The organism is Pararcticibacter amylolyticus (assembly GCF_003130405.1).
GTDB lineage: Bacteria > Bacteroidota > Bacteroidia > Sphingobacteriales > Sphingobacteriaceae > Arcticibacter > Arcticibacter amylolyticus.
The window spans coordinates 312,845-338,439 of sequence record NZ_QEAS01000001.1 but is presented as its reverse complement, the minus strand read 5'-3'; the positions used below and the strand labels follow the sequence as shown (position 1 = coordinate 338,439).

General features: G+C 42.6%; 20 protein-coding genes. 8 read left to right on the top strand and 12 right to left on the bottom strand.

Annotated features, from left to right (window positions below):
- Positions 1-14: 14 nt before the first annotated feature.
- On the bottom strand, positions 15-1,247 hold the full coding sequence (locus DDR33_RS01445; RefSeq protein ID WP_109413975.1) for an HD domain-containing protein: 1,233 nt from the start codon (positions 1,245-1,247) through the stop codon (positions 15-17).
- 104 nt (positions 1,248-1,351) lie between these two features.
- Here DDR33_RS01445 and porX point away from each other — a divergent pair, with 104 nt between their 5' ends.
- The 5 genes from porX to DDR33_RS01420 all read left to right on the top strand — a co-directional run bounded on the left by porX (position 1,352) and on the right by DDR33_RS01420 (position 9,527).
- A complete protein-coding gene (gene porX / locus DDR33_RS01440) occupies positions 1,352-2,905 on the top strand; it encodes a T9SS response regulator signal transducer PorX (RefSeq protein WP_109413974.1) in 1,554 nt (517 codons plus the stop codon).
- Positions 2,906-2,990: 85 nt separating this feature from the next.
- Complete coding sequence (gene tsaE, locus DDR33_RS01435) at positions 2,991-3,407, top strand: tRNA (adenosine(37)-N6)-threonylcarbamoyltransferase complex ATPase subunit type 1 TsaE (RefSeq protein WP_109413973.1); 417 nt, start codon at positions 2,991-2,993, stop codon at positions 3,405-3,407.
- 61 nt (positions 3,408-3,468) lie between these two features.
- Positions 3,469-4,683 (top strand): alanine dehydrogenase, encoded by a 1,215-nt coding sequence (locus DDR33_RS01430; RefSeq protein ID WP_202913624.1) that lies wholly within the window; start codon positions 3,469-3,471, stop codon positions 4,681-4,683.
- 16 nt (positions 4,684-4,699) lie between these two features.
- Positions 4,700-8,446: a transglutaminase domain-containing protein gene (locus tag DDR33_RS01425; RefSeq protein WP_109413972.1), complete on the top strand. Its 3,747-nt coding sequence runs from the start codon at positions 4,700-4,702 to the stop codon at positions 8,444-8,446.
- Positions 8,447-8,537: 91 nt separating this feature from the next.
- The gene (locus DDR33_RS01420; protein WP_109413971.1) at positions 8,538-9,527 is read left to right on the top strand and encodes a YihY/virulence factor BrkB family protein; all 990 of its coding nucleotides are present in this window, start codon (positions 8,538-8,540) and stop codon (positions 9,525-9,527) included.
- 18 nt (positions 9,528-9,545) lie between these two features.
- Here the strand turns inward: DDR33_RS01420 and DDR33_RS01415 are convergent, their stop codons facing one another.
- Positions 9,546-10,274: a DUF4197 domain-containing protein gene (locus DDR33_RS01415; RefSeq protein WP_109414176.1), complete on the bottom strand. Its 729-nt coding sequence runs from the start codon at positions 10,272-10,274 to the stop codon at positions 9,546-9,548.
- 283 nt (positions 10,275-10,557) lie between these two features.
- Between DDR33_RS01415 and DDR33_RS01410 the strand changes: the two genes are divergently transcribed.
- The 3 genes from DDR33_RS01410 to DDR33_RS01400 are packed head-to-tail and all read left to right on the top strand — an operon-like array spanning position 10,558 to position 14,244.
- Positions 10,558-11,139 (top strand): RNA polymerase sigma factor, encoded by a 582-nt coding sequence (locus DDR33_RS01410; protein ID WP_109413970.1) that lies wholly within the window; start codon positions 10,558-10,560, stop codon positions 11,137-11,139.
- Positions 11,126-12,355 (top strand): carboxypeptidase-like regulatory domain-containing protein, encoded by a 1,230-nt coding sequence (locus DDR33_RS01405; protein ID WP_109413969.1) that lies wholly within the window; start codon positions 11,126-11,128, stop codon positions 12,353-12,355. Before DDR33_RS01410 ends, DDR33_RS01405 begins: the two co-directional genes overlap by 14 nt.
- A gap of 29 nt (positions 12,356-12,384) precedes the next feature.
- Complete coding sequence (locus tag DDR33_RS01400; RefSeq protein WP_109413968.1) at positions 12,385-14,244, top strand: M1 family metallopeptidase; 1,860 nt, start codon at positions 12,385-12,387, stop codon at positions 14,242-14,244.
- 9 nt (positions 14,245-14,253) lie between these two features.
- Here the strand turns inward: DDR33_RS01400 and DDR33_RS01395 are convergent, their stop codons facing one another.
- The 10 genes from DDR33_RS01395 to DDR33_RS01345 form a co-directional block, all read right to left on the bottom strand.
- Positions 14,254-14,862, bottom strand: coding sequence for a trimeric intracellular cation channel family protein (locus DDR33_RS01395; RefSeq protein WP_109413967.1), 609 nt, complete (start codon positions 14,860-14,862; stop codon positions 14,254-14,256).
- Between the two features lie 136 nt (positions 14,863-14,998).
- Complete coding sequence (locus DDR33_RS01390; protein WP_109413966.1) at positions 14,999-16,009, bottom strand: inorganic phosphate transporter; 1,011 nt, start codon at positions 16,007-16,009, stop codon at positions 14,999-15,001.
- A 17-nt stretch (positions 16,010-16,026) separates the two neighbouring features.
- Positions 16,027-16,674: a DUF47 domain-containing protein gene (locus tag DDR33_RS01385; RefSeq protein WP_109413965.1), complete on the bottom strand. Its 648-nt coding sequence runs from the start codon at positions 16,672-16,674 to the stop codon at positions 16,027-16,029.
- A gap of 94 nt (positions 16,675-16,768) precedes the next feature.
- The gene (locus tag DDR33_RS01380; protein WP_109413964.1) at positions 16,769-17,809 is read right to left on the bottom strand and encodes a sensor histidine kinase; all 1,041 of its coding nucleotides are present in this window, start codon (positions 17,807-17,809) and stop codon (positions 16,769-16,771) included.
- 12 nt (positions 17,810-17,821) lie between these two features.
- The gene (locus DDR33_RS01375; RefSeq protein WP_109413963.1) at positions 17,822-18,475 is read right to left on the bottom strand and encodes an HD domain-containing protein; all 654 of its coding nucleotides are present in this window, start codon (positions 18,473-18,475) and stop codon (positions 17,822-17,824) included.
- Between the two features lie 18 nt (positions 18,476-18,493).
- Entirely contained in the window at positions 18,494-19,468 is a 975-nt protein-coding gene (locus DDR33_RS01370) for an alpha/beta fold hydrolase (RefSeq protein WP_109414175.1), read from the bottom strand.
- Positions 19,469-19,620: 152 nt separating this feature from the next.
- Complete coding sequence (locus tag DDR33_RS01365) at positions 19,621-21,924, bottom strand: TonB-dependent receptor (protein ID WP_109413962.1); 2,304 nt, start codon at positions 21,922-21,924, stop codon at positions 19,621-19,623.
- Positions 21,925-22,434: 510 nt separating this feature from the next.
- Complete coding sequence (locus DDR33_RS01355; RefSeq protein WP_109413960.1) at positions 22,435-23,124, bottom strand: response regulator transcription factor; 690 nt, start codon at positions 23,122-23,124, stop codon at positions 22,435-22,437.
- Between the two features lie 73 nt (positions 23,125-23,197).
- Positions 23,198-25,048 (bottom strand): sensor histidine kinase, encoded by a 1,851-nt coding sequence (locus DDR33_RS01350; RefSeq protein WP_238387616.1) that lies wholly within the window; start codon positions 25,046-25,048, stop codon positions 23,198-23,200.
- 180 nt (positions 25,049-25,228) lie between these two features.
- Complete coding sequence (locus tag DDR33_RS01345) at positions 25,229-25,594, bottom strand: DUF3127 domain-containing protein (protein ID WP_109413959.1); 366 nt, start codon at positions 25,592-25,594, stop codon at positions 25,229-25,231.
- Between the last annotated feature and the right edge of the window lies 1 nt (position 25,595).

The following is a 25,595-nucleotide window of genomic DNA, read 5'->3' as shown; positions in this document are numbered from 1 at the left end:
TAAACTCAGTTAAATCACACTGATTTTAATTCCTTTGTATAGCAAAGAATGTGTTTTTTTACCGTTTGTGCAAGAGCTTCCAGTGTAGAATTATCGGATGCCCCCGTTATGTCTTTAACGGATACGTCTTTCGTTAAAATGTAAATATTCCCGTCACCCACTTTATATGCATTATTTATAACAGTGTCTGCAAAAACAAAATAACTTGTTTCCGCTTCGGTAACCGGATAAAGATTCTTTGCCATGGTCCGCAACTCTGTTATCTTGCCTTCATCCGGAAGATCATTCGTCATCTCTGTTTTATAAAGAGATCTGCTTAGTAAACTTTTACATAGATAGGAAAGAACGAAATCATCCGCTCCTGCCCATACCTTAATAGATGTATAGATGTCGTAATCATCCAGTGATGAAAAACATTCCAGATGCACCGGGTCTTCTTCAAAATCCTTCTTCGTGACAGACTTTACCAGGAAATGACGAAAATTAGGTGTCGCAAATAAATCTTCTCCGTGAGAGGCAAGAAACTTTGCCCTCTTCAGGATATTAACCAACATGTGTTCCGCAGATACGGATGTTTTATGAAGATATACCTGCCAGTACATCAGCCTTCTGGCAATGAGGAATTTTTCAATTGAATAAATGGCTTTTTCCTCAACAACAAGCTGCCCGTCAGATACATTCAGCATTTTTATAATCCTGTCAAAACCAATTATACCTTCCGAAACCCCCGTGAAGAAACTGTCTCTGCTCAGGTAATCCATCCTGTCGCAGTCAAGCTGACTTGATACCAACTGATGGAGGAACGGTTTATGATACCGGTTATTGAAGACTTCAAGGGCCAGTTCAAGTTTATTGCCGAATTGCCGGTTCAGGTTATTCATCAGAAGTGAAGAAATATGTTCATGCGAAATTCCTTCCACGATGGTATGCTCCAGCGCATGAGAGAACGGGCCATGACCGATATCATGCAGCAGGATTGCCACATTAGCAGCTTCTTCCTCTTCCACGGTGATCTCGTGTCCCTTCCCTCTCAGTGTTTCAATCGCCATTCCCATAAGATGCATAGCGCCAATAGCATGGTGGAAACGTGTATGAATCGCTCCCGGGTATACCAGGTAAGCCATTCCCATCTGTTTGATATTGCGTAGCCGCTGGAAATAAGGATGCTCAATTAAATCAAATATGAGGCCCGCTGGTATTGTAATAAAACCGTAAACCGGATCGTTAATTATTTTTTTCTTGTTCAAGTTAATGTCCCCTCTGCAAAATTGTTAAAATTCCCTAATACAAAAACATGTATTATTGTTATAAGTTGTTAAAATAAAATAACCCACATAATTATTAAATAGAAATGCAGGAAACCACAATATTATGGGCAGATGATGAAATAGACTTTTTAAAGCCCCATATAATGTTTCTCAAAGAAAAGGGATACGAAGTAAAAACGGTAACTAACGGGCGTGATGCTGTCGAGGCTTTTAAAGAGGGATATTTTGATATCATATTTCTTGATGAAAACATGCCTGGGCTTACAGGCCTCGAAACGCTTGCCGAAATCAAAAACCTGAATCCCGACATTCCGATAGTTCTCATAACGAAGAACGAAGAAGAATATCTTATGGAAGATGCAATCGGTTCAAAGATTGACGATTATCTGATCAAGCCGGTAAATCCACGGCAAATCCAGTTGACCATCAAGAAGCTGACTGAAAATAAAAGGCTGATCAGCGAGAAAACATCCATGGCCTATCAGCAGGACTTCCGTAACCTGGGCATGACGCTGAATGACAACCTGAATTTTACCGAATGGGTAGAAATTTATAAGAAACTGGTCTTTTGGGAATTGTCGCTTGAGAAGCTTGAGGATGCAGGAATGCATGAGATTCTGACTATGCAGAAGGCGGAGGCAAATGTTCAGTTCTCAAAATTCATTGAAAAGAATTATCTCAGCTGGATAAAAAACCCGGATGAAGGGCCGGTTATGTCGCATCAGTTACTCAGGCGGAAATTGTTTCCTTCGCTGGAAACGTCGAAGCCTACATTTTTTATTCTCATAGATAACTTACGCTATGATCAATGGAAGGTGATCAACTCGATTATAACCGAGAATTTTAGGGCAGACGAGGAAGATACTTATTACAGCATACTGCCTACGGCAACACAATATGCAAGGAATGCGATCTTTTCCGGTCTATTGCCCCTTGATATGGAGAAACGATATCCGTCGATGTGGCAGAATGACGAAGATGAGGGGGGAAAGAACTTATTTGAAGAACAGTTTCTGGCCGATCAGGTACAAAGGGTTGCACGAAGGGAGTTAAAACATTCTTATAACAAGATCCTGACTTATGAACAAGGAAAAGAGCTTGTCGACAATTTCAACAACCTTATGGGAAATGAACTCAATGTCATCGTGTATAATTTTGTTGACATGTTGTCGCACGCCAGGACCGATATGGCCATGATCAGGGAACTGGCGAATGATGAAGCAGCCTACAGGTCACTGACATTATCCTGGTTTATACATTCTCCCCTGCTTGAGCTGCTCAAAAAGCTCGCTCAAAAGAATGTAAAGCTTGTCATAACCACCGACCATGGTACGATCCGGGTAAAGCATCCAAGCAAAGTCATTGGAGACCGGAATACAAATACAAATCTTCGTTATAAACAGGGAAAGAATCTCAATTTTACTCCTAAAGAAGTCTTTCACATTAAAAACCCTCATGAAGCTTTATTGCCGAAACTTCATGTCAGTTCAAGTTTTATTTTCGCGAAAGAGGACAGCTATTTCGTTTATCCGAATAATTACAATCACTTTGTTAATTATTATAATGAGACCTTTCAACACGGGGGAATTTCTTTAGAAGAGATGATCGTTCCGTATGTTTCGTATAGCCCGCGGTAGGCATATAAGACTAAGAAGATAAGAATCAGGAATAAGAAACCAGCAGCTCTTAATTCCCGGTTCTTAACTTTAACTATCTTTGTATATGGAATCTGGAATTTCTAGTCTGGAAGAATTGCCGGGAGTGGCTGAAAAACTCATCTCATTTGCCGCAGATGAGCGCATATTTCTTTTTTTCGGTGATATGGGAGCCGGCAAGACCACTTTAATTAAGGAGATGTGCCGCATCCTCGGTGTGAAGAGAACCGTTTCGAGCCCAACCTTTTCCATTGTCAATGAGTATGAGTCGGATGCAGGAGTGATCTTTCATTTTGACTTTTACAGGCTCAAAAATGAAACGGAAGCACTTGATCTCGGATATGAGGATTATTTTTATTCGGGCAACTATTGTTTTGTCGAATGGCCCGAAAAGATTCCAGGCCTTATTCCCGATCATCATGTAAAAGTGAATATAGCATCCCTGGGAGAGACATCAAGACATATCGCCGCAGGTAAACATTAAACGATTTTTTTGGTAACTTTAAACGCAGAATCTAAAATTCTGTTCAAATTGACCTGATCTGATGATAAATGAACTATCTGACATTGCAAAGCAAGCTATGATACAGCCGCAGGAGGCAATGCTGGAAATCAAGACCAGAAAAAACAGCATTTTTATAGGTATCCCCAAAGAAACTTCTTTCCAGGAGAACCGTATTGCCTTAACGCCTCTTTCTGTTGCGCTTTTGGTGAACAACGGACACCAGGTAATGATAGAGACAGGAGCAGGTGCCGGAGCAAATTTTTCTGACAAGGACTATAGCGAGCAGGGTGCCCGGATCATTTATGATAAAAAGGAAATATTCAAGACGGATATCATTATCAAGATCGGACCTCCTACACAGGAAGAAATATCGATGATGAAGCCCTACCAGGTGCTTTTTTCTACTTTGCAAATGGGTTCTCTTAAGGCGGAAAGCCTGGAGGCCATGATGAAAAAGAAGATCACTGCATTATCGTATGAGTACTTAAGGGATGAAGGGGGGATACTGACGGTCATAAGATCTATGAGTGAGATCGTTGGTGCCACGTCTGTCTTGATCGCTGCTGAGTACCTCAGCAATGTATTCGATGGCAAAGGTTTGATGCTTGGAGGAATTACGGGAGTGCCTCCCACAGAAATTGTTATTCTGGGAGCAGGCACGGTCGGCGAATATGCAGCCCGTACGGCTATATCACTCGGTGCTGAAGTAAAGGTGTTTGATAGTTCCATTTATCGTTTGCGCCGCCTTCAGAATAATATCGGAAACAGGGTTTTTACTTCTGTGATCCAGCCTATCGTGTTGAATAAGGCCATTACCAGCTGTGATGTTGTGATTGGTGCGATCCGTTCTTCTCACGGCCGCAGCCCATGCATTGTTTCAGAAGAAACAGTAAGCAAAATGAAGCCCAATTCAGTAGTCATTGACGTGAGCATTGATCAGGGAGGTTGTTTTGAGACTTCCCGGATTACCAACCATACTCACCCGGTTTTCAGAAAATATGATGTTATTCACTACTGTGTGCCTAACATTGCTTCAAGGGTAGCACGTACGGCCACCTATGCGCTGACTAATATTTTTACACCCATTCTTATGGATATAGGAGAAATGGGCGGCATTATGAATGTTATCTGGGAAAAACCAGGCATCCGTAATGCGACATACCTTTATCAGGGGCATTTAACCAATAAGGACCTGGCAGAGCGGTTTAATATACCCCCAAGAGATCTCGAATTACTCATTATATCACATCGTTAAACAGACCTTATACACAATGAAGTCTTTTTTATTATCACTGGGTATCTTCTTCTTAGTCTTACCCTGCACAAGCTATGCACAAACTACTGTTTCCAAGGGTTGGCAGGCTTTTTTGAAAAATGACCGCCAGTCGGCCAAAACAGAGTTTACAGAGGCGCTTAAAAATCCTGAGCAAAAAAAAGAAGCTCTTCTGGGGCTCACCCTTCTGTATGCCAACGATACCTACCTGGGGAATTCATTTACCTGTTTTAAGCAGTTTGTACAGGAAGAGAAAAATGCTGCACCTTATATATTTTCATTGTGGTTTTCGGGACTGCTGAATAGCGATGATCCGGCAACAAATCAGGAAATCATCAGATTCCTCCAGCAGCTTGCCAGTGATCCGTCTTCTGATGGTACTCTCAGGGCAATGGCTTGGTCGCGTTTGGGAAAGGCTTATTCCGACAGTAAAAAAAGAGAGGAAGCGATAAAAGCGTTTAGCAAGATCGGCGCTATAGAAAACTGGGCGATTACCGGTGAATTTGAGAATATCTCAACCTGTGGTTTTGACAAGAGCTACCAGACTCTTAAAAATGCCGGGCCTGATGCCTCTTTTGTCAATAAGTTCGGGGCCAGCGTGAAGTGGTTCGCCCCTCCTTATCAAAGAAGGGATAAATGGTTTGATTTTACGTATTACTTTAATTTTGAGAATTCTGTTGTTTTCTCACAGACATTTGTAAATAGCCCTAAAAAGCAGGAGGTTGAACTTCGGGCGGGTGTCTCCGGCTCTATGAAGGTTTGGGTAAACGACAAACTGATAATATCTGAATCCGAGGAGAGAAATAATGACCTTGATAGTTATATTCAAAAAATTACGTTGAATGAGGGGTATAACAGGATCCTGGTACAGGTTGGCGAGAGTTATGCAGGAAGGTCTAATTTCCTGCTAAGGCTCACAGATCAGCAGGGTAATCCGGTAGCTGGTTTAACATCTCAGTCTTCATCTCAAGCGTATAGCCCGGCAGAGCCTTATAAAAACGAAAAAGTTGAGTCTGCATATGAGAAATTCTTTGAAGATAAATTGAAAGCCAGTCCCGACGATCCTCTTAATCAAATCCTCCTCGCCAAGATCTATCTGCAGGCAGATAAAACATTTGAAGCAAGGCATGTCCTCGACAAGCTCAAAGCTTCTTATCCCGGGAGTACTGCAGTGAATATTCTCTTTATGGAACTGTTTAGTAAGACCGATAACAGAACAGGACTGGAAAGTACCCGCGAGGCGATTAAAATGGCTGATCCAGGACATCCCTGGGCCCTTAATTTCTTCTATAACAGTGCACTTGAAAAGGACGACTACAAGCAGGCTGAAGAATACACTGATAAGCTGGAAGCATTGTACGGTAAAGATGACGGGCAGGTACTTTTAAAAAGAATTAATCTCGCCGGAAAAAATAAAAATCAACCAGAGCTGGTGCGGCTGGCAGAATATGGCTACAGTAGATATCCTCAGGATAAGTCATTTATTGAATATAAATATTTAATAGAACGCGACTTACGGAAGAATAATAAAGCTGTAATTTCATTGTTGAGAGAATACCTGAAGGATCACGATGATTACGATATAGCAAAGGCTCTTGCCAAGACGTATTTTGATTCCGGAAATGCGGACGCAGGAATTAAGGTATATCTTGCAGAGATAGAGAATGATCCGGTAGGTGTTGGGATTTATACAGCTTTATCAAATATATACGCACAATTGCAGAACTACTCTAAAGCGGAGGAAATGCTGAGAAAAGCGATTGCAATAGCTCCATATATCCCCGCATACCACACTGATCTTGCACGCTTACTCAACAGTCAGGGGAAAAAGGATGCTGCGATTGCAGAGTACAAGTCGGCCCTTGATCTTTATCCCAATAGTTACCTGGCTATCAGGGAGCTCAGGAAGCTTGAGGGAAAGAAAGATGTATTTGACTATTTTAAACCTTATGATGTTCAGGCGATGATAAAAGCGGCCCCTGCTGCATCTTCATATCCTGATGATAATGCCCTGGTACTGAATGAAAGTACCCAGGTTGTCATATATCCGGGAGGAGGTTCTGAAGAAAGACACACCATGCTCACGAAGATTTTGAACAGTACCGGAATTGAAGGGTGGAAGGAGTATGCCGCGGGCGTTAAGAACTGGCAGAATTATATTATTGAAGATGCTGAAGTGATCAAGGCAAACGGGAGCAAAGTGCCGGCTGAAGTAAACCAGACGCAGATGGTATTCACCAATCTTGAGGTGGGTGATTGTATTTTTGTGCGCTACAAATTGTTTAATTATTCACAGGGACAGCTTGCTAATAAATTCTGGGACAGTTTTTATTTCAGTCATGGAGCCCCTTCCCTTAGAACGGAGTATAGCGTTCTGGCCGCTAAGAACCAACCCCTGTATTATAAATTTTCCCAGCAGGATATAGAAGTTCAGAAGTCTGATGCAGATGAATTCGTTCTATATTCCTGGGCGAAGGAGAATCAGCCATCATTAAAGTATGAAGATAAAATGCCTGCGATGGACGATGTTGCGAACGTGTTTAATGTGACGACTATTCCGGACTGGAGTTTTATATCCAACTGGTATAACGACTGGGCTTCCGCTAAGGCTAAACCTGCATACGAAGTAAAAGAAGCTGTGAATTCTATTCTTCCGGCCAAAGACAGGATCAGCGATACGGAGAAGGCGGAAAGGATCTATAATTATATCACCAGCAATATCACTTACAGCTCTGTGCCCTTTCGTCAGGGCGGATTAATTCCTCAAAATCCCTCAGCTGTTTTAAATACAAGGATAGGCGACTGTAAGGACGTGTCGACGCTTTTCGTTTCTATGGCCAGGGAAGCAGGGCTAAACGCCCAGCTTGTTCTTGTGAACACAAAGGATGCAGGAGTAAAGGGCATGGTACTTCCCTCTATTAATTTTAACCACTGTATTGTTAAAGTGAATACGGATGGAGCAGACCGTTACCTCGAACTCACTTCTAACTATCTGCCCTTTAGTACACTCAGTGGAAATGAACTTAATTCAGCCATTCTGGATATAGATGGAAAGCAGGATGTAAAGGCCATTAAGTATCTGGATCCTCAGACGCGGAAAGCAAACAATATTGAAAGAAAAACCACCATTTCAATTGATCAGCAGGACTTAGTCATAAAAGAAAAGAACTATCGTGTCGCTGCTCCGGCCGCCTATCTCCGGGAAGCGTATGTTAATTTGAGTGAAAATGATCGCAGGAAACAGATGCAGGAAGCACTGGGGAAATCGTTTCAGTCGGCTGAGCTCAGCAGGCTCTCCTTCAGGAACCTTGCAAATAGCGGTGCGCGCGATACTCTCTATACGGAAATTGACTACCGGATCAGGGATGATGTGAAGAAGGTAGGAGGATTGAACATTTTCTCACTACCATGGACGGATAAAGCAGCTGCAGGGGATTTTACTTTGTCATTTCCCAGAAAATTCCCGCTCGATCTTTCTCAATTGTACTATTTTGACTCGGAAACAGAGACGATTACACTTCAGATACCCGCTGGTAAAAAGTTAATCGAGAACCTTACTCCAATGAAGATTTCGAATGAATTTATGGACTACAGCCTGAGTATGAAACAGAATGCCAATGCTATAACTTACACCAGGACCGTTAAATTGAAACAAACAAATATTCCGGCTGATCAGGTGCAGGCATTTCAGGAGTTTTATAAAAGGATCATAACGGTCGATAATAAGCAACTGGCTTTTAGATAATAAATTGCAGAAATGCCTTCCGCTGAATCATAAATTTCTAAAACACTTTTCCTTTATATTTTCTTCTTATGGGAGGAAAATATAAAGGTTTATGAAGCTAAACAAACAATACTTTAAAGATCTGTGGCAGGTTGTATTAGGGGCTGGGAGTGCGTTCTCTCAGGACAAAGCTCTGAAGTATAGCGGTTCTCTTGCTTATAGTACTATTTTTGCTTTATCTCCTCTTCTCGTATTGATCATTTCCGTTGCCAGTATATTTTATCCGGAAAGGGCAGAGGTTCAGAACAAGCTTTTTGGTGAGATCAGTGCAATGGTAGGGCCTGATACAGCCTTACAGTTACAGCAATTGATTGAAAAAAGTGCTGTATCAGGAAAATCAACTATTTCCCTCGTCATTAGTATTGTTATCCTGTTAATTGGTGCATCCGCTATTTTCACTGAGATTCAGGACACCCTTAACATCATTTGGCGGGTAAGGCCGAAACCCAAAAAGGGAATTCAGAAAATGCTGATCAACAGAGTGCTCTCTTTCTCCATGATCATCAGTCTTGGGTTTTTGCTTGTCGTATCGCTAATCATCAACGGGGTCGTAGCTGTGATAAGTGAACGGCTGAAGATGTATTTCCCTGATATAACCGTGATACTGGTCCTTGCTTTTAATATTCTACTTACCTTTCTGATCATTTCCTTCCTTTTTGGGATAATTTTTAAGTTTTTACCGGATGTTAAAATTTCCTGGAAAGATGTAAGAGTAGGAGCAATAACTACAGCATTATTATTCATGCTTGGGCGTTATCTGATTGGATTATATATGGAGCTTGCTGGTACAGGATCTACCTTTGGTGCCGCCGGTTCTCTCATTGTTATATTGACCTGGGTATATTACACCGCTGCAATTCTTTATTTCGGTGCAGAATTCACACAGGTATATGCTGAAAAGTTTGGAAATGCTATCCGTCCCGCACCGTATGCTGTTCACGTCGTTCAGCGGGAAGAAGAAGTTGAGGTCGATAAGCTTCCCCCGCAGGGATATTGCAAAGTAGACGAAAAGGGCAATCCAACAAAAGACTGTGAATCATAAGCGAGTGACAGACGGGGGTTATGATCCCTGTCTGTCCGCATATCCAAATACCTTTTGAAGAAGAGATGTATTTCTGGCAGAGATGTTCTGTCTTATTTTTAGTTCTTCTTTCGCAATTTCAATGAATAAGCCATCGATCGCTTTCTGTGTTACATAAGAAGTAAGATCGGGATTAATGTCGGTAACCAGGGGAATTTGGTTATATCGGGACACTGCTTCTCCCCAATATTTGGTTGCTCCCGCCTGACCGAGACTATTTTGAATGACCGGTTTAAACTTCTCTGTCAGCTGCGCATTCGTGACGCGCTTAAAGTACTGTGTAGCCGCATCGTCTTGTTTTCCAAGAAGGATATTAGTTGCGTCTGCAATTGTCATTTGTTTGATCGCAGAGATGAAAATTGGCTTAGCTTCAGCAGCTGCACTTTCTGCGGCTCTGTTGAGGCTGGTTATAACATTGTCGCAGAGCTGATTCAGACCTAGCTTCCGCAAAGTATTTTCAGCCTTTTGTGCTTCCGGAGGAAACAGGATCTTTACCGCCAGGTTTCCCAGAAAGCCGTCCTGCGCATGGAGCCTGCTGGTACCGTTATTGGTCCCTGCTTCCAGTGCTTGTTTGAGGCCTAGTGCTATCTCCGTTGCAGTCGGTGTTCCAAGTGACTGGTTTAAAACCTTTGCCGTTTGATTTAACGTTTCGCAGCTGCTTAGCAGAAGACCTGCGCTGAGGAGGGTGATAGTAAATATATGTTTCATTTTCATTAAATTTCTTTAATAACAGCAATTTTTTTGCCACAGAAGATGCTGGCTTAATGTATTAAAGCATTCCTCTGAATATTTCTTACCTACGGGTGCAAAAAAAGGACTATTTAATGTTATGAGGAAGAAAAACAGTAAATTTGTTTCCTGTTCCCGTGTAAATGCAGGAGAAGAGAATAACCGGTAATTGTAGTAAATATTGATGTCCGGGTGGTCGGAATAGAGGAGCTTGCAAAATATAGTAAGCCATCTGAATTAATTTATAAAGCAAATCTGTACCTTGAAGTTTGTCAAAAATAAGTATCCGCGTGGAGAGGCCGGAGAGGCACAGATGCTTGCTGAATATCAGCGGACTGGTGATCTTGAGATCCTTGGAGAGCTCTACCAGAATTATATGGCTCTTGTATACGGTTTGTGTCTGCGGTACTTTAAAGATGAAGATCAGAGTAAAGATGCTGTAATGCAGATCTTCGAAGAGCTTGTAGAGAAATTACGGAAATACGAGGTTACCAATTTCAAAAGCTGGCTTTATACTTTGGCCAGGAATTATTGTCTCATGGTATTGAGAAGTAATTCTAAGCATACCTTTATATCTGTAGAAGACGGCATTGTGGAAAAAGCCGAAATAGTGCATCTTAATATAGATGACTCTAAAGAGGGGGCTCTCAACTCAATGGAAAGATGCATGGAGAAACTTCCTGAAGAACAAAGGCTTAGTATAGATCTCTTTTATCTCCAGGAGAAGTGTTATAAAGAGGTTTCCGATATTACGGGTTTTGATATGAACAAAGTAAAAAGTTACATTCAGAACGGTAAGCGGAACCTGAAAATTTGTATGGAAAAGAATAGTGGAAACGAATAATATTAAATATAGCTTAATTCAACAGTATCTGGAAGGCAAACTGGATCCTAAAGCGATGCATGAATTGGAGAAGCAGGCACTTGAAGATCCTTTTCTCGCTGAAGCTATCGAGGGGTATTCTTCTGCCGGGGAATCTGCATATCACAACCTGAGCATATTGCAGCGGCAGTTGGAAGAGCGCATCGTCCGGAAAGATGAGAATAAGAGTATTTTTTATTTTACCTGGCAAAGGCTGAGTGTTGCAGCAGCGGCAGGCCTGATGTTTGTGTCTGCTGGTATTCTTTTCTGGATGAAGGGAAGCCATCGTGACACGCAACTTGCCGTGCAGAAGCATGTGGAAGTGAAGCTTACTCCGGCTGACAGCCTCGGAATGCAATCCGACGCGGCGGAAACAGGAAGAAATGCCGTATTAGCGGATTCTTTATCTTCAGACGCTCCCATCGCGCGGGCAGACGCCGGTAAGGAAATATTTACAATACAGAGTCAGAAAGTTGCCTCTGCCCAAAATAAGCAACAAATAACAGTTTTATCGGCACGTGTAGTGGATACCCTAAGGAGAGCCCTGAATGGCCAGGGCACAGCTGACAACGTACCTGTTCAAACCTCGGGTATATCATCCTCTGCCTTATCTGAACCAGGCGATACTTCAGCGGTTATCCATGGTTCGGCTGCGTATAAGACCAGGACAATTTCAGGCAAGGTATCAAAAGAGGGAGGGGAGCCACTTCCCGGTGTTTATGTAAAACGCGAAGGGGGGGGGGGCGCTGCCACAACAAACGCTGAAGGCATGTTTGCTCTGGCTGATTCAACTTCCGGTAATGTATCTTTCTCCGCTCCCGGATATGAATCTCAGGTTAGACGGGTAGAAGCGGGAGAGCCCGTTGTGGTAATTATGAGGCTGTCTAATGGTACCTCTGCGCCGGCCGCCACCTTGTCCCGGCAGGTCCGGCCGGAGCCCGTTTCCGGCTGGAGCAAATACAACATCTATTTAAGAGAGAATATAAAGCTTGCTAAAGACAAACAAGTAACTGGAACTGTAGTGGTCCGTTTTAAAGTAAACTCAGGGGGTATACTCAGCGGTTTCAGTATAGAAAAAGGACTTAACGAAGCATGTAATAAAGAAGCGGTCAGGCTGATTGAGGAGGGACCGGCATGGCGTTCAGGCTCTGGTAAAGATACAGAAGAGGTACAGGTGACGGTATCCTTCGGAAAATAATCATAACACTTAAATTCTCTTTTTCCGGTATGACGAAATATATCTCATTCCCTGTTCTGGTACTGAGTACTTTTTTATTGATAGCATGTAGCCGGAATAACTCCGGTTCTGAAACTGAAAAGAAAGATCCGCACTCGTTTGCTAACCCGGCACAGGTACGTGTAAGTCATCTTGATCTCGATCTGAAAATAGATTTTATAAACCAGAGTATAGATGGAAAAGCAGAATGGGCAATTGAAAATATTGCAAAAACGGATACAGTCATTTTCGACACCAAAGAGATCAAAATTGAAAAGGTGACACTGGGTGATGACCACCGTGAAACTTCTTATTCCCTCGGGGAAAAGGATAAATACCTTGGACAGGCTCTGAAGATAAAGATTAGCCCCTCTACGTCCAAAGTTACTATCTGGTACAAAACCTCGAAAGATGCTGCTGCGCTGCAGTGGCTGAATCCTGAGCAGACTCTGGGTAAAAAACATCCGTTTTTATATACCCAGTCTGAAGCTATTCTCGCCCGTACCTGGGTACCTTGCCAGGACAGTCCGGGCATCCGGTTTACATATAATGCATCTGTGACTGTTCCTCAGGGTCTAATGGCTCTGATGAGTGCTGAAAATCCGCAGCAACGATCGGCAAATGGAAGATATACCTTCAGACAACCGCACCCTATACCTTCTTATCTGATGGCTCTTGCTGTTGGTGATCTTGATTTTAAAGCTGTGGACAAACGGACTGGCATATATGCTGAACCGGCAGCGCTGGATAAAGCTGCATGGGAGTTTGCAGATATGGGTAAGATGGTGGATGCTGCGGAGAAATTATATGGTCCGTACAGGTGGGGGAGATACGATGTTCTGGTACTGCCGCCGAGCTTTCCTTTCGGTGGCATGGAGAATCCTATGTTAACATTTGCTACACCCACGGTGATAGCCGGAGACAGATCCCTCGTGAGCCTGGTGGCACATGAGCTCGCTCATAGCTGGAGCGGAAACCTAGTCACAAACGCCACATGGAATGACTTTTGGCTGAACGAAGGCTTTACTGTTTATTTTGAGCGAAGGATCATTGAAGAAGTGTACGGAAAGCAGGAAGCCCGCATGCAGGAGGTATTGGGCTTTGAGTCATTAAAGGAGACCATCGCAGATATGGGTAAAGAAAATAAAGATACCAGGCTCAAAGGAAACTTCGCAGGGAGAGATCCGGACGACGGTATGACGGACATTGCCTACGAGAAGGGATACTCGTTTCTGCGAACAATCGAAGAAGCGGCGGGGCGGCAGGCATTTGATGCGTTTCTGAAGCAGTACTTTAAACGTCATTCTTTTCAATCTGTAACGACTGAGGACTTTGTGAATGATCTTGAGACCGGCCTGATTAACAAAAACCCCGGGCTGCGTGATAAAATTGAGATGTCCCGCTGGATTTATGAGCCAGGTATACCTGCAAATGTACCTCCGGTAAACTCCCGGGAATTTGAAGCGATAGATTCTATGGTTTCTTCGTGGAAAAATAGTCTGCATATCGGAGAACTGAGAAAACAGCTAAAGACCGCCAATGAACTTTTATATTTCATCAAAGCTCTTCCTGATAGTATTTCGGCAGCACATCTGAAGGCCTTAGATAAGGAGTTTTCTTTTACACGTTCTGGAAATGCAGAAATTCAATGTTCCTGGTATCTTCTGGCAATCAGGCATCACTATACTCCGGCGTATTCTTACATTGAAGAATTTCTGACAAATGTCGGACGGCGTAAATTCCTGATCCCCTTATATAAGGAAATGGTTTTAACTAAAGACGGTAAAGCATGGGCAAAAGAGATCTATAAAAAGGCAAGGCCTAACTATCACTCTGTTTCCTATAATACCATAGACGCCATCCTTAAATAAGAGAAGAATTTAAGCGTAAAACTTGGGCATACTGAGATTGTACTTTACTGCTACAAGTCTGATCCCGCAAACCAGTGATATGGTAATAACCCGGGAAAGATCTTTATCTATTACTTGTATAAGGAGAAAGTATATTACGCCACCAACAATACAAGCAGTTGCATAAATCTCTTTTCTGAAGATCTGCGGGATATTGTTCAGCAGGATATCCCTTAATACTCCTCCAAAACTGCCTGTAATAGTCCCAAGGATGATGCATATGCCCGGATCCAAACCAGTTACCACTCCCTTTTGAATGCCGATCATGGTAAAAAGGCCGAGTCCTACAGCGTCAAAAAAAACGAATGTGGTTTTCAGGTTCTTAATGTAATTCTTGATAAACAGGGTGATGATCCCTGTAACGAAGATGAGAATTGGAATGTCGGGTGTTCTCATCCAGGTCACTGGAGTGAAACCGATAAGCACATCCCTTATTGTCCCGCCTCCGAGAGCTGTTACAAAACCTATTATCAGTACTCCAAAAGCGTCGAATCTCTTTTGCATGGCAGAGAATGCCCCTGAAATGGTAAATACGATAATTCCCAGGACCTCTATAAAGTATGAGATATTTTGTGTCATTCGGGATTTATAACAGTATAAAAGATTTAAAGATTATTACAAATGTCTCCTTTTTTATTGAAAAAAGCATTGGATATAAACAGGAAAGGACGTCGTTTCCGGCGTCCTTTTCTTGTTTATATCCTTTTACCGGTATCTAAAGGAACATGTTTATAACCAGATAAACAAGTCCGGCCAGTATAGCCGATACCGGGATTGTTAAGATCCATGCCCATACAAGGTTGATGGTGACACCCCATCGTACCGCTGATACTCTTTTAGTAAGTCCAACCCCGATAATTGATCCGGTTATGGTGTGAGTAGTGGATACAGGGATGGCAAAGTGCTCGGTAATGCCTAACGTAATAGCACCCGCAGTTTCAGCGCCAACTCCTTCAAGAGCTGTAACTTTAGTTATCCTCGAACCCATCGTTTTAACGATCCGCCATCCGCCGCTCATTGTTCCAAACGCAATGGCGCTGTAACATACGATCGGAACCCATTCAGGCATATGATCTTCACTGCTGATTACATTGGAAGCAACTAATGCAACATAGATGATCCCCATAACTTTTTGCGCGTCATTTCCGCCGTGAGCAAAACTTAAGGCAGCAGACGATACCAGCTGCAGGCGCTTAAACCATTTTTCTGCTGTGGCTGGCTTCGACCATCGGCTAAGATTCACAATTATCAGGGTTATGATAACAGATATGATCATACCTATAATCGGCGCCAAAACAATGAAGGAAAGAATCTTGAATACATAACCCAGGTTGAGGGCCTCCATGGGAGTATGTCCGTTAAGTAATGCATAGGTTATTCCCGCCCCTGCGAAGCCACCTATTAAAGTATGGCTTGAGCTTGAAGGAATTCCATAATACCATGTAAACAGGTTCCATGTAATTGCTGCAACCAGCCCGGCCAGTACAACATGCATGGTAATGAAGTTCTCCACGACTGTTTTAGCAACAGTATTGGCAACTTTATGATCGTCAAAGTAAAAGTAAGCTGCAAAATTAAAGAGTGCTGCCCACAGAACTGCCTGAAAAGGAGACAGAACCTTTGTTGAAACTACTGTAGCAATAGAATTTGCCGCATCGTGAAATCCGTTAATGTAATCGAACAGAACAGCCAGGATAACGACAACTACTAAAAGGGTTGTGACCATTTTTAGTTGATTTTAGTTTATGCGTTCTTTACAAGAATAGTTTCCAATACATTGGCGGCATCCTCGCATTTGTCTGTTGCTGTTTCCAGTGCAGAAAGGATCTCTTTATATTTGATGATCAGCTTTGTGTCTTGTTCATATTCAAACAGATCGGCAACTGCACGGTCAAAAACATAGTCTGCCTGATTTTCCATGCTGTTAATACGTACACAGGAATCCGTTATGAGGCGGATGTTCTTCAGGTTCTTTAATTCACCCACAGCTTTATTCAGATCTATACATCCCTGAAGGATCAGCTCAGCAAGCTTTGTGAACGGTGCGGTAATATCCGTAACCTTGTAAAGCGACATACGGGCGGCAGATCCATGAATAAAATCGGCTATGTCGTCGATAGCTGAAGCCAGGGCGTGGATATCTTCCCGGTCAAATGGTGTTATAAAGTTTTTACCAAGTTCAAGAAAGATCTGGTGAGTGATATCATCACCTACATGCTCGAGGTCTTCAATTTTTTTGGTAAGTTCTGCTCTCCTGTTTGGATCAGAGGAGTTAACCAGTTCGTTTAATGCTTCTCCTAAATGTATAAGGTTTCCGCTTGCTTTTTCGAACAAGGGGAAAAACTTCCTGTCCTTCGGTACGAAGTATTGGAAAATGCTGTTTAATGACATATATTGCTTTAAAAACTCAGCAAAGGTATCAATACAATGTTAAGTTAATGTTAATTGTTAATTAAGACATTCCTGAACCGCGCCAGGGCTTAACTTAAATCGGAAAACTGCTCTTTGCTCTGGCGAGGGTAAACGCAAATGTAGAACCGAGCCCTTCCGTACTGCGTACTGTGATGGTTTGCTGATGAGCTTCCAGTATATGTTTAACGATCGCGAGACCAAGACCCGATCCGCCAATCTGCCTTGACCGGCTTTGATCGGTTCTGAAAAACCGTTCAAACAATCTGGGCAAATGTTTCTCTTCTATGCCGGCTCCATCGTCTGTTACTTCTACCAGGATCTGATCGTGAAGTTCAAATGTCTTTATTGCAGTCGTCCCGTTTTCTTTGCCGTATTTTATTGAATTGTCTATAAGGTTAATCAACACCTGGCAGATCTTGTCTCTGTCAGCGTATACAAGTGTGGGAATGTGGTATTTATCTTTGAAGATGAGCTCGATCGTCTGGCTCTTCGCCTTAAGCTCCATTTGTTCAATAACCTCTTTTATCAGAACAGTAAGATCGAACTTCTTATAATTTAATTGCATCTCCCCGCTTTCGAGCTTGGAGATAGAATCGAGGTCTTTAATCAAAAGGCTCAGCCTGTCGATATTTTTTGACGCTTTATCAAGGAACTGCTTTGCCAGCTCCGGATCCTCCATTGCATCGTCCTGTAGGGCTTCTATGTAACCCTGTACAGCAAAAAGAGGGGTCTTCAGTTCATGTGAAATATTCCCCAGGAAATCTCTCCTGAACTGTTCCTGCTGCTTCAGCGCGTCTATCTCCGTTTTTTTAACCCTTGCCCATTCTTTTACTTCATTTTCCACGTCATTAATAGGATCGTCACTTACGTATTCTCCCAGTGCGTCCTTGAGGTCTTTGCCTAACTTCAGATTGTGGATCAGTTTATAAATGAGCTTGATTTTACTATAAATATACCGCTCTATCAGGTAATAGAACACGATATAACAAATCACTAAGGTGATAATAAAAGTTAAAAGAAGGTCATATATATTGCCCTGGAAATAATAATTCACCAGAGCGAGAGTAAGAGCTACGACAAACGCATTTATAAAAACTAATTCCCTGAGTTTCATTATACAATGATACTATTTTTCTCCATTCCACTCAGCATAAAACTGATTAAGAAAATCTTCCATAAAAAGATGCCTTTTTTCCGCAAGGCGTTTTCCGGCAGCAGTATTCATTTTATCCTTCAGCAAAAGAAGCTTCTCGTAAAAATGATTGATAGTAGGCGCTGTGTTTTTTTTATAATCCTCTTTGCTCATATTTAGATTTGGGGGGATCTGCGGATTAAAGAGTTCGCGATTTTTATATCCGCCATAGGTAAAGGCCCGTGCTATACCTATGGCACCTATGGCATCCAGTCTGTCTGCGTCCTGCACAACCTCCAGTTCCTTTGAATGGAAAGTAAGCTTTCCAAGGCTGGATTTGAATGACATATTTCTAATAATCTGTTCCACGTGGAATGCTATATCCTGCTGTAATCCAATTGACTGCATGAATTTTTTGGCTGTTTCAGGACCAATCTCCTCGTCGCCGTTGTGGAACTTAGGATCTGCAATATCGTGCAGGAGAGACGCGAGTTCCACAATCAGCCCGTCTACCTGTTCTTCAAGGGCAATGGCCTTCGCAGTATTCCACACCCTTAATATATGCCACCAGTCATGGCCACTCTCAGCTTCCTTCAGTGAATCTTTCACGAAACGAACCGTTAATTCAACTATTTCTTCTTTTTGCATATCTAAGAGCTGCCTAAATTAGAGATTAGCAGTCAGGGAAGAAATAAATTTTTGCGGGATCTGAATATGCGGAATATGTCCGACACCTTCGAATTCTATCAGCTTAGATCCGGATATCCTGGAAGCGATTTGTTTTCCAAGAACTTTATATTGCCCGTGCCTGGATTGCTCTTCTTTTGAAAGGAGTGCTTTTCCCACGATTGTTTTGTCCTCGAGGCCAATGAACAGCACAACCGGAACCTTTAAATTGCTAAATTCATAAACTACCGGCTGTTCATAGATCATCGTAAAGGTCATTGCCGATACTTTTGCATACCGCGGGAAATCTGCGCTTTTTGCCACCCCGGCTCCGATCTTTACCAGGTAATCATATTCTGGTTTCCAGACAGGAAAATAAGAGGATTCATAGTATTTTCTGACACTGGCAGGAGTTGTTTTTAGTTCTGTCATGTATTGTTCCTCCGTCGTGATGTAGGGAACAAAAGTCCGGTAATCCTCAAAACCGATAGGGTTCTCAAGCAATAACTTCGACACACGGTCCGGGTACTGAAGCGCAAAACGTGTAGCAAGCATGCCACCCATGGAATGGCCAAGAACGGATGTTTTTTGTATTCCGAGGCTGTCCAGAAGCTGCTTGTTGAATTTAGCAAGAAGATGAAAGCTATAATGGATGAAAGCTTTCGATGATTTTCCGAATCCAGGCTGGTCGGGAACAATCACCCGGTACCCTTTTTCAGAAAGAGCTTTTATAACATCTGTCCAGTAATAACCGGCAAAGTTCTTCCCGTGCAAGAGCATAATTGTTTTCCCATTCGGGCTGGCAGGCGCGACGTCCATATATGCCATTCTTAAATCCTGTCCTTCTGCATTTATGTTGATAAAATTCACCGGATAGGGATATTGAACATTTTCGAGCGTAATAGAAAGGGTATCCGGTTGCGCAAATAAAACCGGCGGAATCAACAAATTTAATAAGAGCAGAATTGTCTTCATATCGGGTGTGATTGCATCTCTCTGGTGGCGCTGATAGCTGCGTACCACCTCAATGGTAACTGTATTTAAAAGGAATGGTTTTGATTGTTCAAATGTAAAAGCCCCGGCATTAATTATTGCCGGGGCTTTTCAGATATCATGTTCCGGAACGTCTATTCTGCATGTCCGAAGGACAGCGGTACACGTACAGAAAATGAAATGTTTCTTCCTGCATCCCAGAAGCCATCCTTCTTAAACCTGCTTAAGTGGCTTATGTACGCTTTATCAAGGATATTGCTTGCTGTGATGCTAAGCTGAATGGACTGCTTTCCTGCTTTAACGGTAGTTCCGGCAGAGGCGTTTAAAAGGGAATATGCGCCCGTCGGAGTCTCAAATTGGTCTACGCGCGATTGCCGGAAAAAATTGTCAAGGCCGACTGATATCCAGCTGTCATCCAGGTTCTTTATTTCTGGCTCAAATCTCAGTTCATTCCTTAATACAGGAGCTGGAATAAATGGAAGATCGCTCTTTGTCGAATTGTTCTTCGCTCTTGTCAGCGAGAAAGTATTCTCAAAATGGATCAGGGATACAGGATGCAAAGTTATTCCAGCTTCCAGCCCATATAGATTTGCATTATCCTGGGTGTAGTGATAAACATAGTGATCGTCCAGCATTTCATCTTCCGACAACTGTTTTAGATAAATATAATTATCAATGTAGTTATTATAAATATTTACAAACGCGCTGGCTTTATCTGTATGATATTCAAGAGAGGCATCGGCATAGAAGCTTCTTTCCGGATTCAGTTGCGGATTGCCTACTTCGTATCGCTCAGTCCCTTCGTGCACTCCATCAGTACTCAGTTCGGCTACATTTGGAGCCCGGAAGGCACTTCCAACATTTGCTTTGAAATTGACGGTCTGTGATATCTCATGGGTGATACCCAGCGCACCGCTTATATTTGAAAAATTGTTCGAGAAGTTGCTGAATTTAGGGGTGCCGTCTTCTTCCATTTGTTTCCCGTCGATATTCCGGTAGTCAAACCGAAGCCCGGCGTTGAATGTAGTAGATTTCCAGTTCTTCTTGGCATATAAAAATGCACCTATGTCCTGGCTGTCGTAGTCAGGGATCAATAGCTCCTCCGCTTTATTCTCGTTGTTCTGGAACGCTCCCGAAATGCCTATAACGGGCTCCCAGCCTTTTCTTACCGGGAAGTAGTATTTAAAATCATAGCTGTATGTCTTCAGATCGAAGAACAGGGAAGGGTCGGTTTCGTTTTCCTCAAGCTCCCGTCTTTGATTATTTTGGAAGGCCAGTGTCGAACGGAGTTTCCCTTCTCCAAGGACTATGTAGCTGTTGAGAGCTGTTTTATAATGCCGGATATCTTGCAGAGGGGTAAAGAGATTGCGCGTTTTGTACAGGGAGGGAGAGATAACAGATCCTTCTTCACCTTCATCCTCCGGTTCTGTCACAAACTGGCCCTCCTCATTTCTGGTGTATTCAGGAAGACCTAATTTTTGACGGAACGATGAAAGATCCAGGTGCATATACCCCCAGCTCTTGTTCAATCCCAGCTGCCCGCTCAGATTTGTTTCATGAAACCCGGTATTCGGAAGCCTGTAATCAGGAGTATTGTAGCCAAACGCATTTTTATACGAAGCCCTGCTTCTCCAGACGAATCCGCCTGCATTGCCTTCCAGCATGGCAGAATTACCGCTTAAACCATTATTGGTTGCATAATTACTCAGGATCTCCCCCTTTACTTGCCCGGGAGAAGGAGGAAGAGGATCAATAATGTTGATCACCCCGCCCATAGCGTCAGAGCCATAAAGAAGGCTGGCAGCCCCGCGAAGGATCTCTACCCGTTCGGCGCGATACTGGTCGACTTCTATTCCATGTTCGTCACCCCATTGCTGTCCTTCCTGCTTAACACCGTCAGACAGCGTGATCACCCGGTTGTAACTTAATCCGCGGATTACCGGTTTGGCAATTCCAGATCCTGTAGTGATCTGAGAGACCCCGGGAACCGTAGCAAGAGCTCCGATCAGTGTAGTAGATGGCTTGCGGAGGAGGTCTTCCTTGTTTAGGACCGTGACAGAAGTGCTGTTTCTTTTGTTGGTTGAACTGGCAGCTGTTCCGGTAATGACGACTTCCTGAACTTCTATAACAGTTTTTTGCAGCCTGAAATCAACAGAAACAGGTTTACTTACATCAACCGTCTGTGCGACAGATTTGTATCCTATATACTTTACTTCCAGCAGAAACTGGCCTTTTTGAGGTAGAGAAGGAAAAAAGTACTCGCCTTTCTGGTTGGTAACCACCGAGATTCTAAGCTCAGGAATAGATAGGGTAGCACCGGGAAGAGGATTTCCGGTAGCGACGTCCGTTACCGTTCCCCTGATCGGCGGGGCATCGGCTCTGGCAGTAAAAGCCAGGAATGAAATGAACAGGGAAATATAAAATGAGAATGTTTTCATCTTTAATTGTGTGCTAAAATGAATGGCAGGGTGATTAAACAGGTATAACTGGCGTAAATGCCGCCCGAGTCTGCTTTTAGTGTTGATTCCTAAATATGATTGATAGGGTCGATCATCAACCCCCGAATGAAGGAGCAGGGGGCGGGCCTCTTAAAGAAAGTAGTAAGGAGTCATTTGAAATAAAGATGCATGTGTAGTCAGGATGCAGAAAGCCAGTGAGGGGAATACTGTTAATATCAATCCCTGTCTCATTTGGTTTAATTGCTTCTTTCTGGAAATGAGCTAAACAGACCCAGCATGATGAATTGTTGGAAAGATGGGACTTGTGGCTGCATGAGCCATGCCTGGCCAAATCCTGACAGGTGGTTTCCGAAGAATGATCGTGCAGAAAATCAAGGGACAGGGTAACCGCTGAAAAATGCAGCAGGAATACCCATGACAAAACAACCCTGATTGACTTATGCAGAATCTTCATTTTTAATGCAGCAAAGTTACATTAAAAATATTGATTTAGTTAACAATTAATTTGTATCCTTTTCCATGTACGTTAATAATCTCCACTTTCGGATCATCTTTAAGATACTTTCTCAGCTTACTAAGAAAGACGTCCATGCTTCTGCCATTGAAATAATTATCATCATGCCAGATGCTGATAAGCGCTTCTTCGCGCGTCAGAACATTATTCTTTTTTAAACATAAGAGCCGCAGCAGTTCAGCTTCCTTGGTAGAAACCTTTTGCTGATTATCGTCTTTTCTGATTATCTGCCCTTTGTAATCAAACTGGTAGTCGCCGATCTGGAATTTGTCCTGTTCCTCTGGTTTGCTCTCATTGTTAGAGACTCTTTTAAGCAGAGCATTAATCCGTAACAGAAGTTCTTCAATCCTGAAGGGTTTTGTTATATAATCGTCCCCGCCAAGATTAAATGCCTCTGATTTGTCCTCGATCATTGTTTTGGCGGTTGCAAAAATGATCGGAACAACAGGGTTTATTTTCCTTATATCTTTTCCGAGAGAAAAGCCGTCTTTCTTAGGCATCATCACATCCAGGATACACAGATCAAAATTCTCTTTAGTAAAAATTTCTAAGCCCTCTTCTCCGTCCTTAGCCAGAACAACTTTATACTTGCCTTTCAGCTCCAGGTAATCCTGAAGGAGCAAACCAAGATTCGGGTCGTCTTCTACCAGTAAAATTTTCTTCATTTATAATTATCTCTTAATAATTCTACAACGTAACTTATAAAATATATCTGCATGGATCTCCTGTAGCAAATGTTCAGACTGCCGGCAGGATAATTTCGAATTCCGAACCTTTATCCTTTTCACTCTTAACCTTTACGCTTCCATGATGTCTTTTTACAATGTTATTTACATAGCTAAGACCCAATCCAAATCCCTTCACATCATGGAGATTTCCGGTGGGAATTCTGTAGAACTGCTCGAATATCTTCGACAGTTGGTCTTTATTCATTCCGATTCCCTTGTCAGTCACCTTTATAATTAGGTTTTTTCCTGTATTGGCTGTGCTTATGCTGATCTCCGGCGTCCCTTTACTGTACTTCAGTGCATTGTCTATCAGATTGAAGATAACATTGCTTAAATGAAGTTCGTCCCCTTTTACCTCAGAATGGGACGCATTGAGATTGACAGAAACCTTTGCTTCTTTCTTTGCAAATTGAAGTTGCATACTATCAGCAATTGCAGAAATGAGGTCATTCATATCAAGAGGTTTAAACTCGAGCTTGAGATCGTCTCTGTCTATTTTCGCAATGTTCAATACCCTTTCAATGTGGTTCCCAAGACGAACGTTTTCGTCGTATATGATCCCAGCCAGTCGCTGTATCCTGTTTTGGTCCTCCGTAATTTCAGGATCCTTCAGCGCCTCACTGGCGATCATGATAGTCGCGACAGGAGTTTTAAACTCATGCGTCATATTATTGATGAAATCAGTCTTCATCTCTGAGATCTTTTTCTGCCTGAAGATCGTCAGGATCGTGAATGCAAAACATCCAATCATTACGATAAGAAGACTGGCGGAAGAAGCCAGAATAAAATTCATGTTTTGAATCAGATATCTGCTTTTTTGGGGGAAAGTGATGCTTAGAATACCGGAATCATGGATAATTTCTTTCGGGAAAAGGGTAGTAGAATAAGTGTTGTCATTATCAAAAACCCCTGTTTTGTCGTTTGCGAACAACAGTGAATCAGAATTTGCAGAGCCGATCCTGTAATTATAGGGTAAATTAATGCCCCTTGTTAAAAGTTCAGACCGAAGTAAGGTGTCTACTACAATTGGATTAATCCGGCTTAGCAAGGGAATGTCAAATTGTTCATATTCATTGGCCAGATCTTCAAACAGCGCAGATTTATGGCTGGATGTGGCAGATTTGAAAAATCGGTTGATGTTCTTTACTTCTTTTCTTTTCTCCTCTTCCATCAGCCTGGCGAGCCTTTCCGACTCGTGCTTTTCCTGCTCTTTTTTTAGCTGCTTATTCAGCGTAGGGTTTCTGCGGGGCAGTGACACTACCCTCAGTCCGGCTACAGGATCTTCAATAAGATAATAAACGGTATCGGCATTTCTCTTTCCGGATTTCTGCATTTTCTGAACGTCGCCGTTCTCCACATACAGTTCGTGTACTTCATTCTGAAATACCTGCCCATAATCGTCAACAGACTGATGCATTTTAATCCTGAGGGATACTTTGCTCCTCTGACCCGGATCCCTGAGGTATGTTTCGTAAAAATCATTGTCTATTGTCATCACCCTGGGGAAGCTGCTTCTGAGAATACTGTCCCTCTTTTTAAAATCCCGTTCGATCCGGTTATTCAGCCCTTTTATCCGCGCAACAAATTCTTCAGCCTGGCGGCGTGCAGCTTCCTGTTCCCTTCTTTTTTCCCTTGAGTTTTTTAACTGCTCATCCGCCTGTGCTTTCCGCTTTACGAAAAGCATAGCATCTCTTTTTGCAAGCTTTTTAGTTACCTCGCTCAGGGAGTTATTCACAGAAAGATCAAAAAGCTGAGATTTCTGCCGGTAAGATTCTCTTATGAAATAGTATTGCATACCCATTACCCCCAACAGGGCCGCACTCATCAATCCGATAATAAGGCTGATACTTCTCTTCTTCATCTCATACAAAAATACGTAAGGCACCGTAACAGTACCATGGTTTAACAAATTTTAACACAATGAACTTGAAGAACAGAGATTTAGGGGAGGGAAGTCGTTGTTTCAGCCCTTAAAGTAATCATATGAAAAAAGCCCTTCTTTGCGGGAAGGGCCTCTTAAAAATATTATAGGATGCACTAATCAGAATGGCAAATCGTCGTCCTGGGGCGCTGAATTGAAATCAGCAGGAGGTGCATATTCCGGCGCAGGTGCAGGCGTATTGGTAGCTGTGAGCGCATTTACTCTCCATACAACCAGGGTATTAAAATACGCTGTCTTTCCGTTGCGGTCAGTCCACGGACGACCTCTTAAATTAAAAAATACTTCTACCTGGTCGCCAGGTTTTAAAGTATCAAATAGATTTACTTTATCCTGAAGTGCTTCGAATTTAATATACTCTGGGTAGGAAGGATTCTCTGCATATTCAATAACCAACTCCCGTTTCTTGAATGTTTCCGTTACATTCATTACCGGAGATATTTCATGTACTTTGCCCTTTATATCCATT

What these genes read in the sequence shown, in the direction of transcription:
- porX (WP_109413974.1), top strand. Translation starts at nt 1,352, where the DNA reads ATGCAGGAAACCACAATATTATGGGCAGATGATGAAATAGACTTTTTA.
- tsaE (WP_109413973.1), top strand. Translation starts at nt 2,991, where the DNA reads ATGGAATCTGGAATTTCTAGTCTGGAAGAATTGCCGGGAGTGGCTGAA.
- DDR33_RS01430 (WP_202913624.1), top strand. Translation starts at nt 3,469, where the DNA reads ATGATAAATGAACTATCTGACATTGCAAAGCAAGCTATGATACAGCCG.
- DDR33_RS01425 (WP_109413972.1), top strand. Translation starts at nt 4,700, where the DNA reads ATGAAGTCTTTTTTATTATCACTGGGTATCTTCTTCTTAGTCTTACCC.
- DDR33_RS01420 (WP_109413971.1), top strand. Translation starts at nt 8,538, where the DNA reads ATGAAGCTAAACAAACAATACTTTAAAGATCTGTGGCAGGTTGTATTA.
- DDR33_RS01415 (WP_109414176.1), bottom strand. Translation starts at nt 10,274, where the DNA reads ATGAAACATATATTTACTATCACCCTCCTCAGCGCAGGTCTTCTGCTA.
- DDR33_RS01400 (WP_109413968.1), top strand. Translation starts at nt 12,385, where the DNA reads ATGACGAAATATATCTCATTCCCTGTTCTGGTACTGAGTACTTTTTTA.
- DDR33_RS01395 (WP_109413967.1), bottom strand. Translation starts at nt 14,862, where the DNA reads ATGACACAAAATATCTCATACTTTATAGAGGTCCTGGGAATTATCGTA.
- DDR33_RS01390 (WP_109413966.1), bottom strand. Translation starts at nt 16,009, where the DNA reads ATGGTCACAACCCTTTTAGTAGTTGTCGTTATCCTGGCTGTTCTGTTC.
- DDR33_RS01385 (WP_109413965.1), bottom strand. Translation starts at nt 16,674, where the DNA reads ATGTCATTAAACAGCATTTTCCAATACTTCGTACCGAAGGACAGGAAG.
- DDR33_RS01380 (WP_109413964.1), bottom strand. Translation starts at nt 17,809, where the DNA reads ATGAAACTCAGGGAATTAGTTTTTATAAATGCGTTTGTCGTAGCTCTT.
- DDR33_RS01375 (WP_109413963.1), bottom strand. Translation starts at nt 18,475, where the DNA reads ATGCAAAAAGAAGAAATAGTTGAATTAACGGTTCGTTTCGTGAAAGAT.
- DDR33_RS01370 (WP_109414175.1), bottom strand. Translation starts at nt 19,468, where the DNA reads ATGAAGACAATTCTGCTCTTATTAAATTTGTTGATTCCGCCGGTTTTA.
- DDR33_RS01365 (WP_109413962.1), bottom strand. Translation starts at nt 21,924, where the DNA reads ATGAAAACATTCTCATTTTATATTTCCCTGTTCATTTCATTCCTGGCT.
- DDR33_RS01355 (WP_109413960.1), bottom strand. Translation starts at nt 23,124, where the DNA reads ATGAAGAAAATTTTACTGGTAGAAGACGACCCGAATCTTGGTTTGCTC.
- DDR33_RS01350 (WP_238387616.1), bottom strand. Translation starts at nt 25,048, where the DNA reads ATGAAGAAGAGAAGTATCAGCCTTATTATCGGATTGATGAGTGCGGCC.
- DDR33_RS01345 (WP_109413959.1), bottom strand. Translation starts at nt 25,594, where the DNA reads ATGGATATAAAGGGCAAAGTACATGAAATATCTCCGGTAATGAATGTA.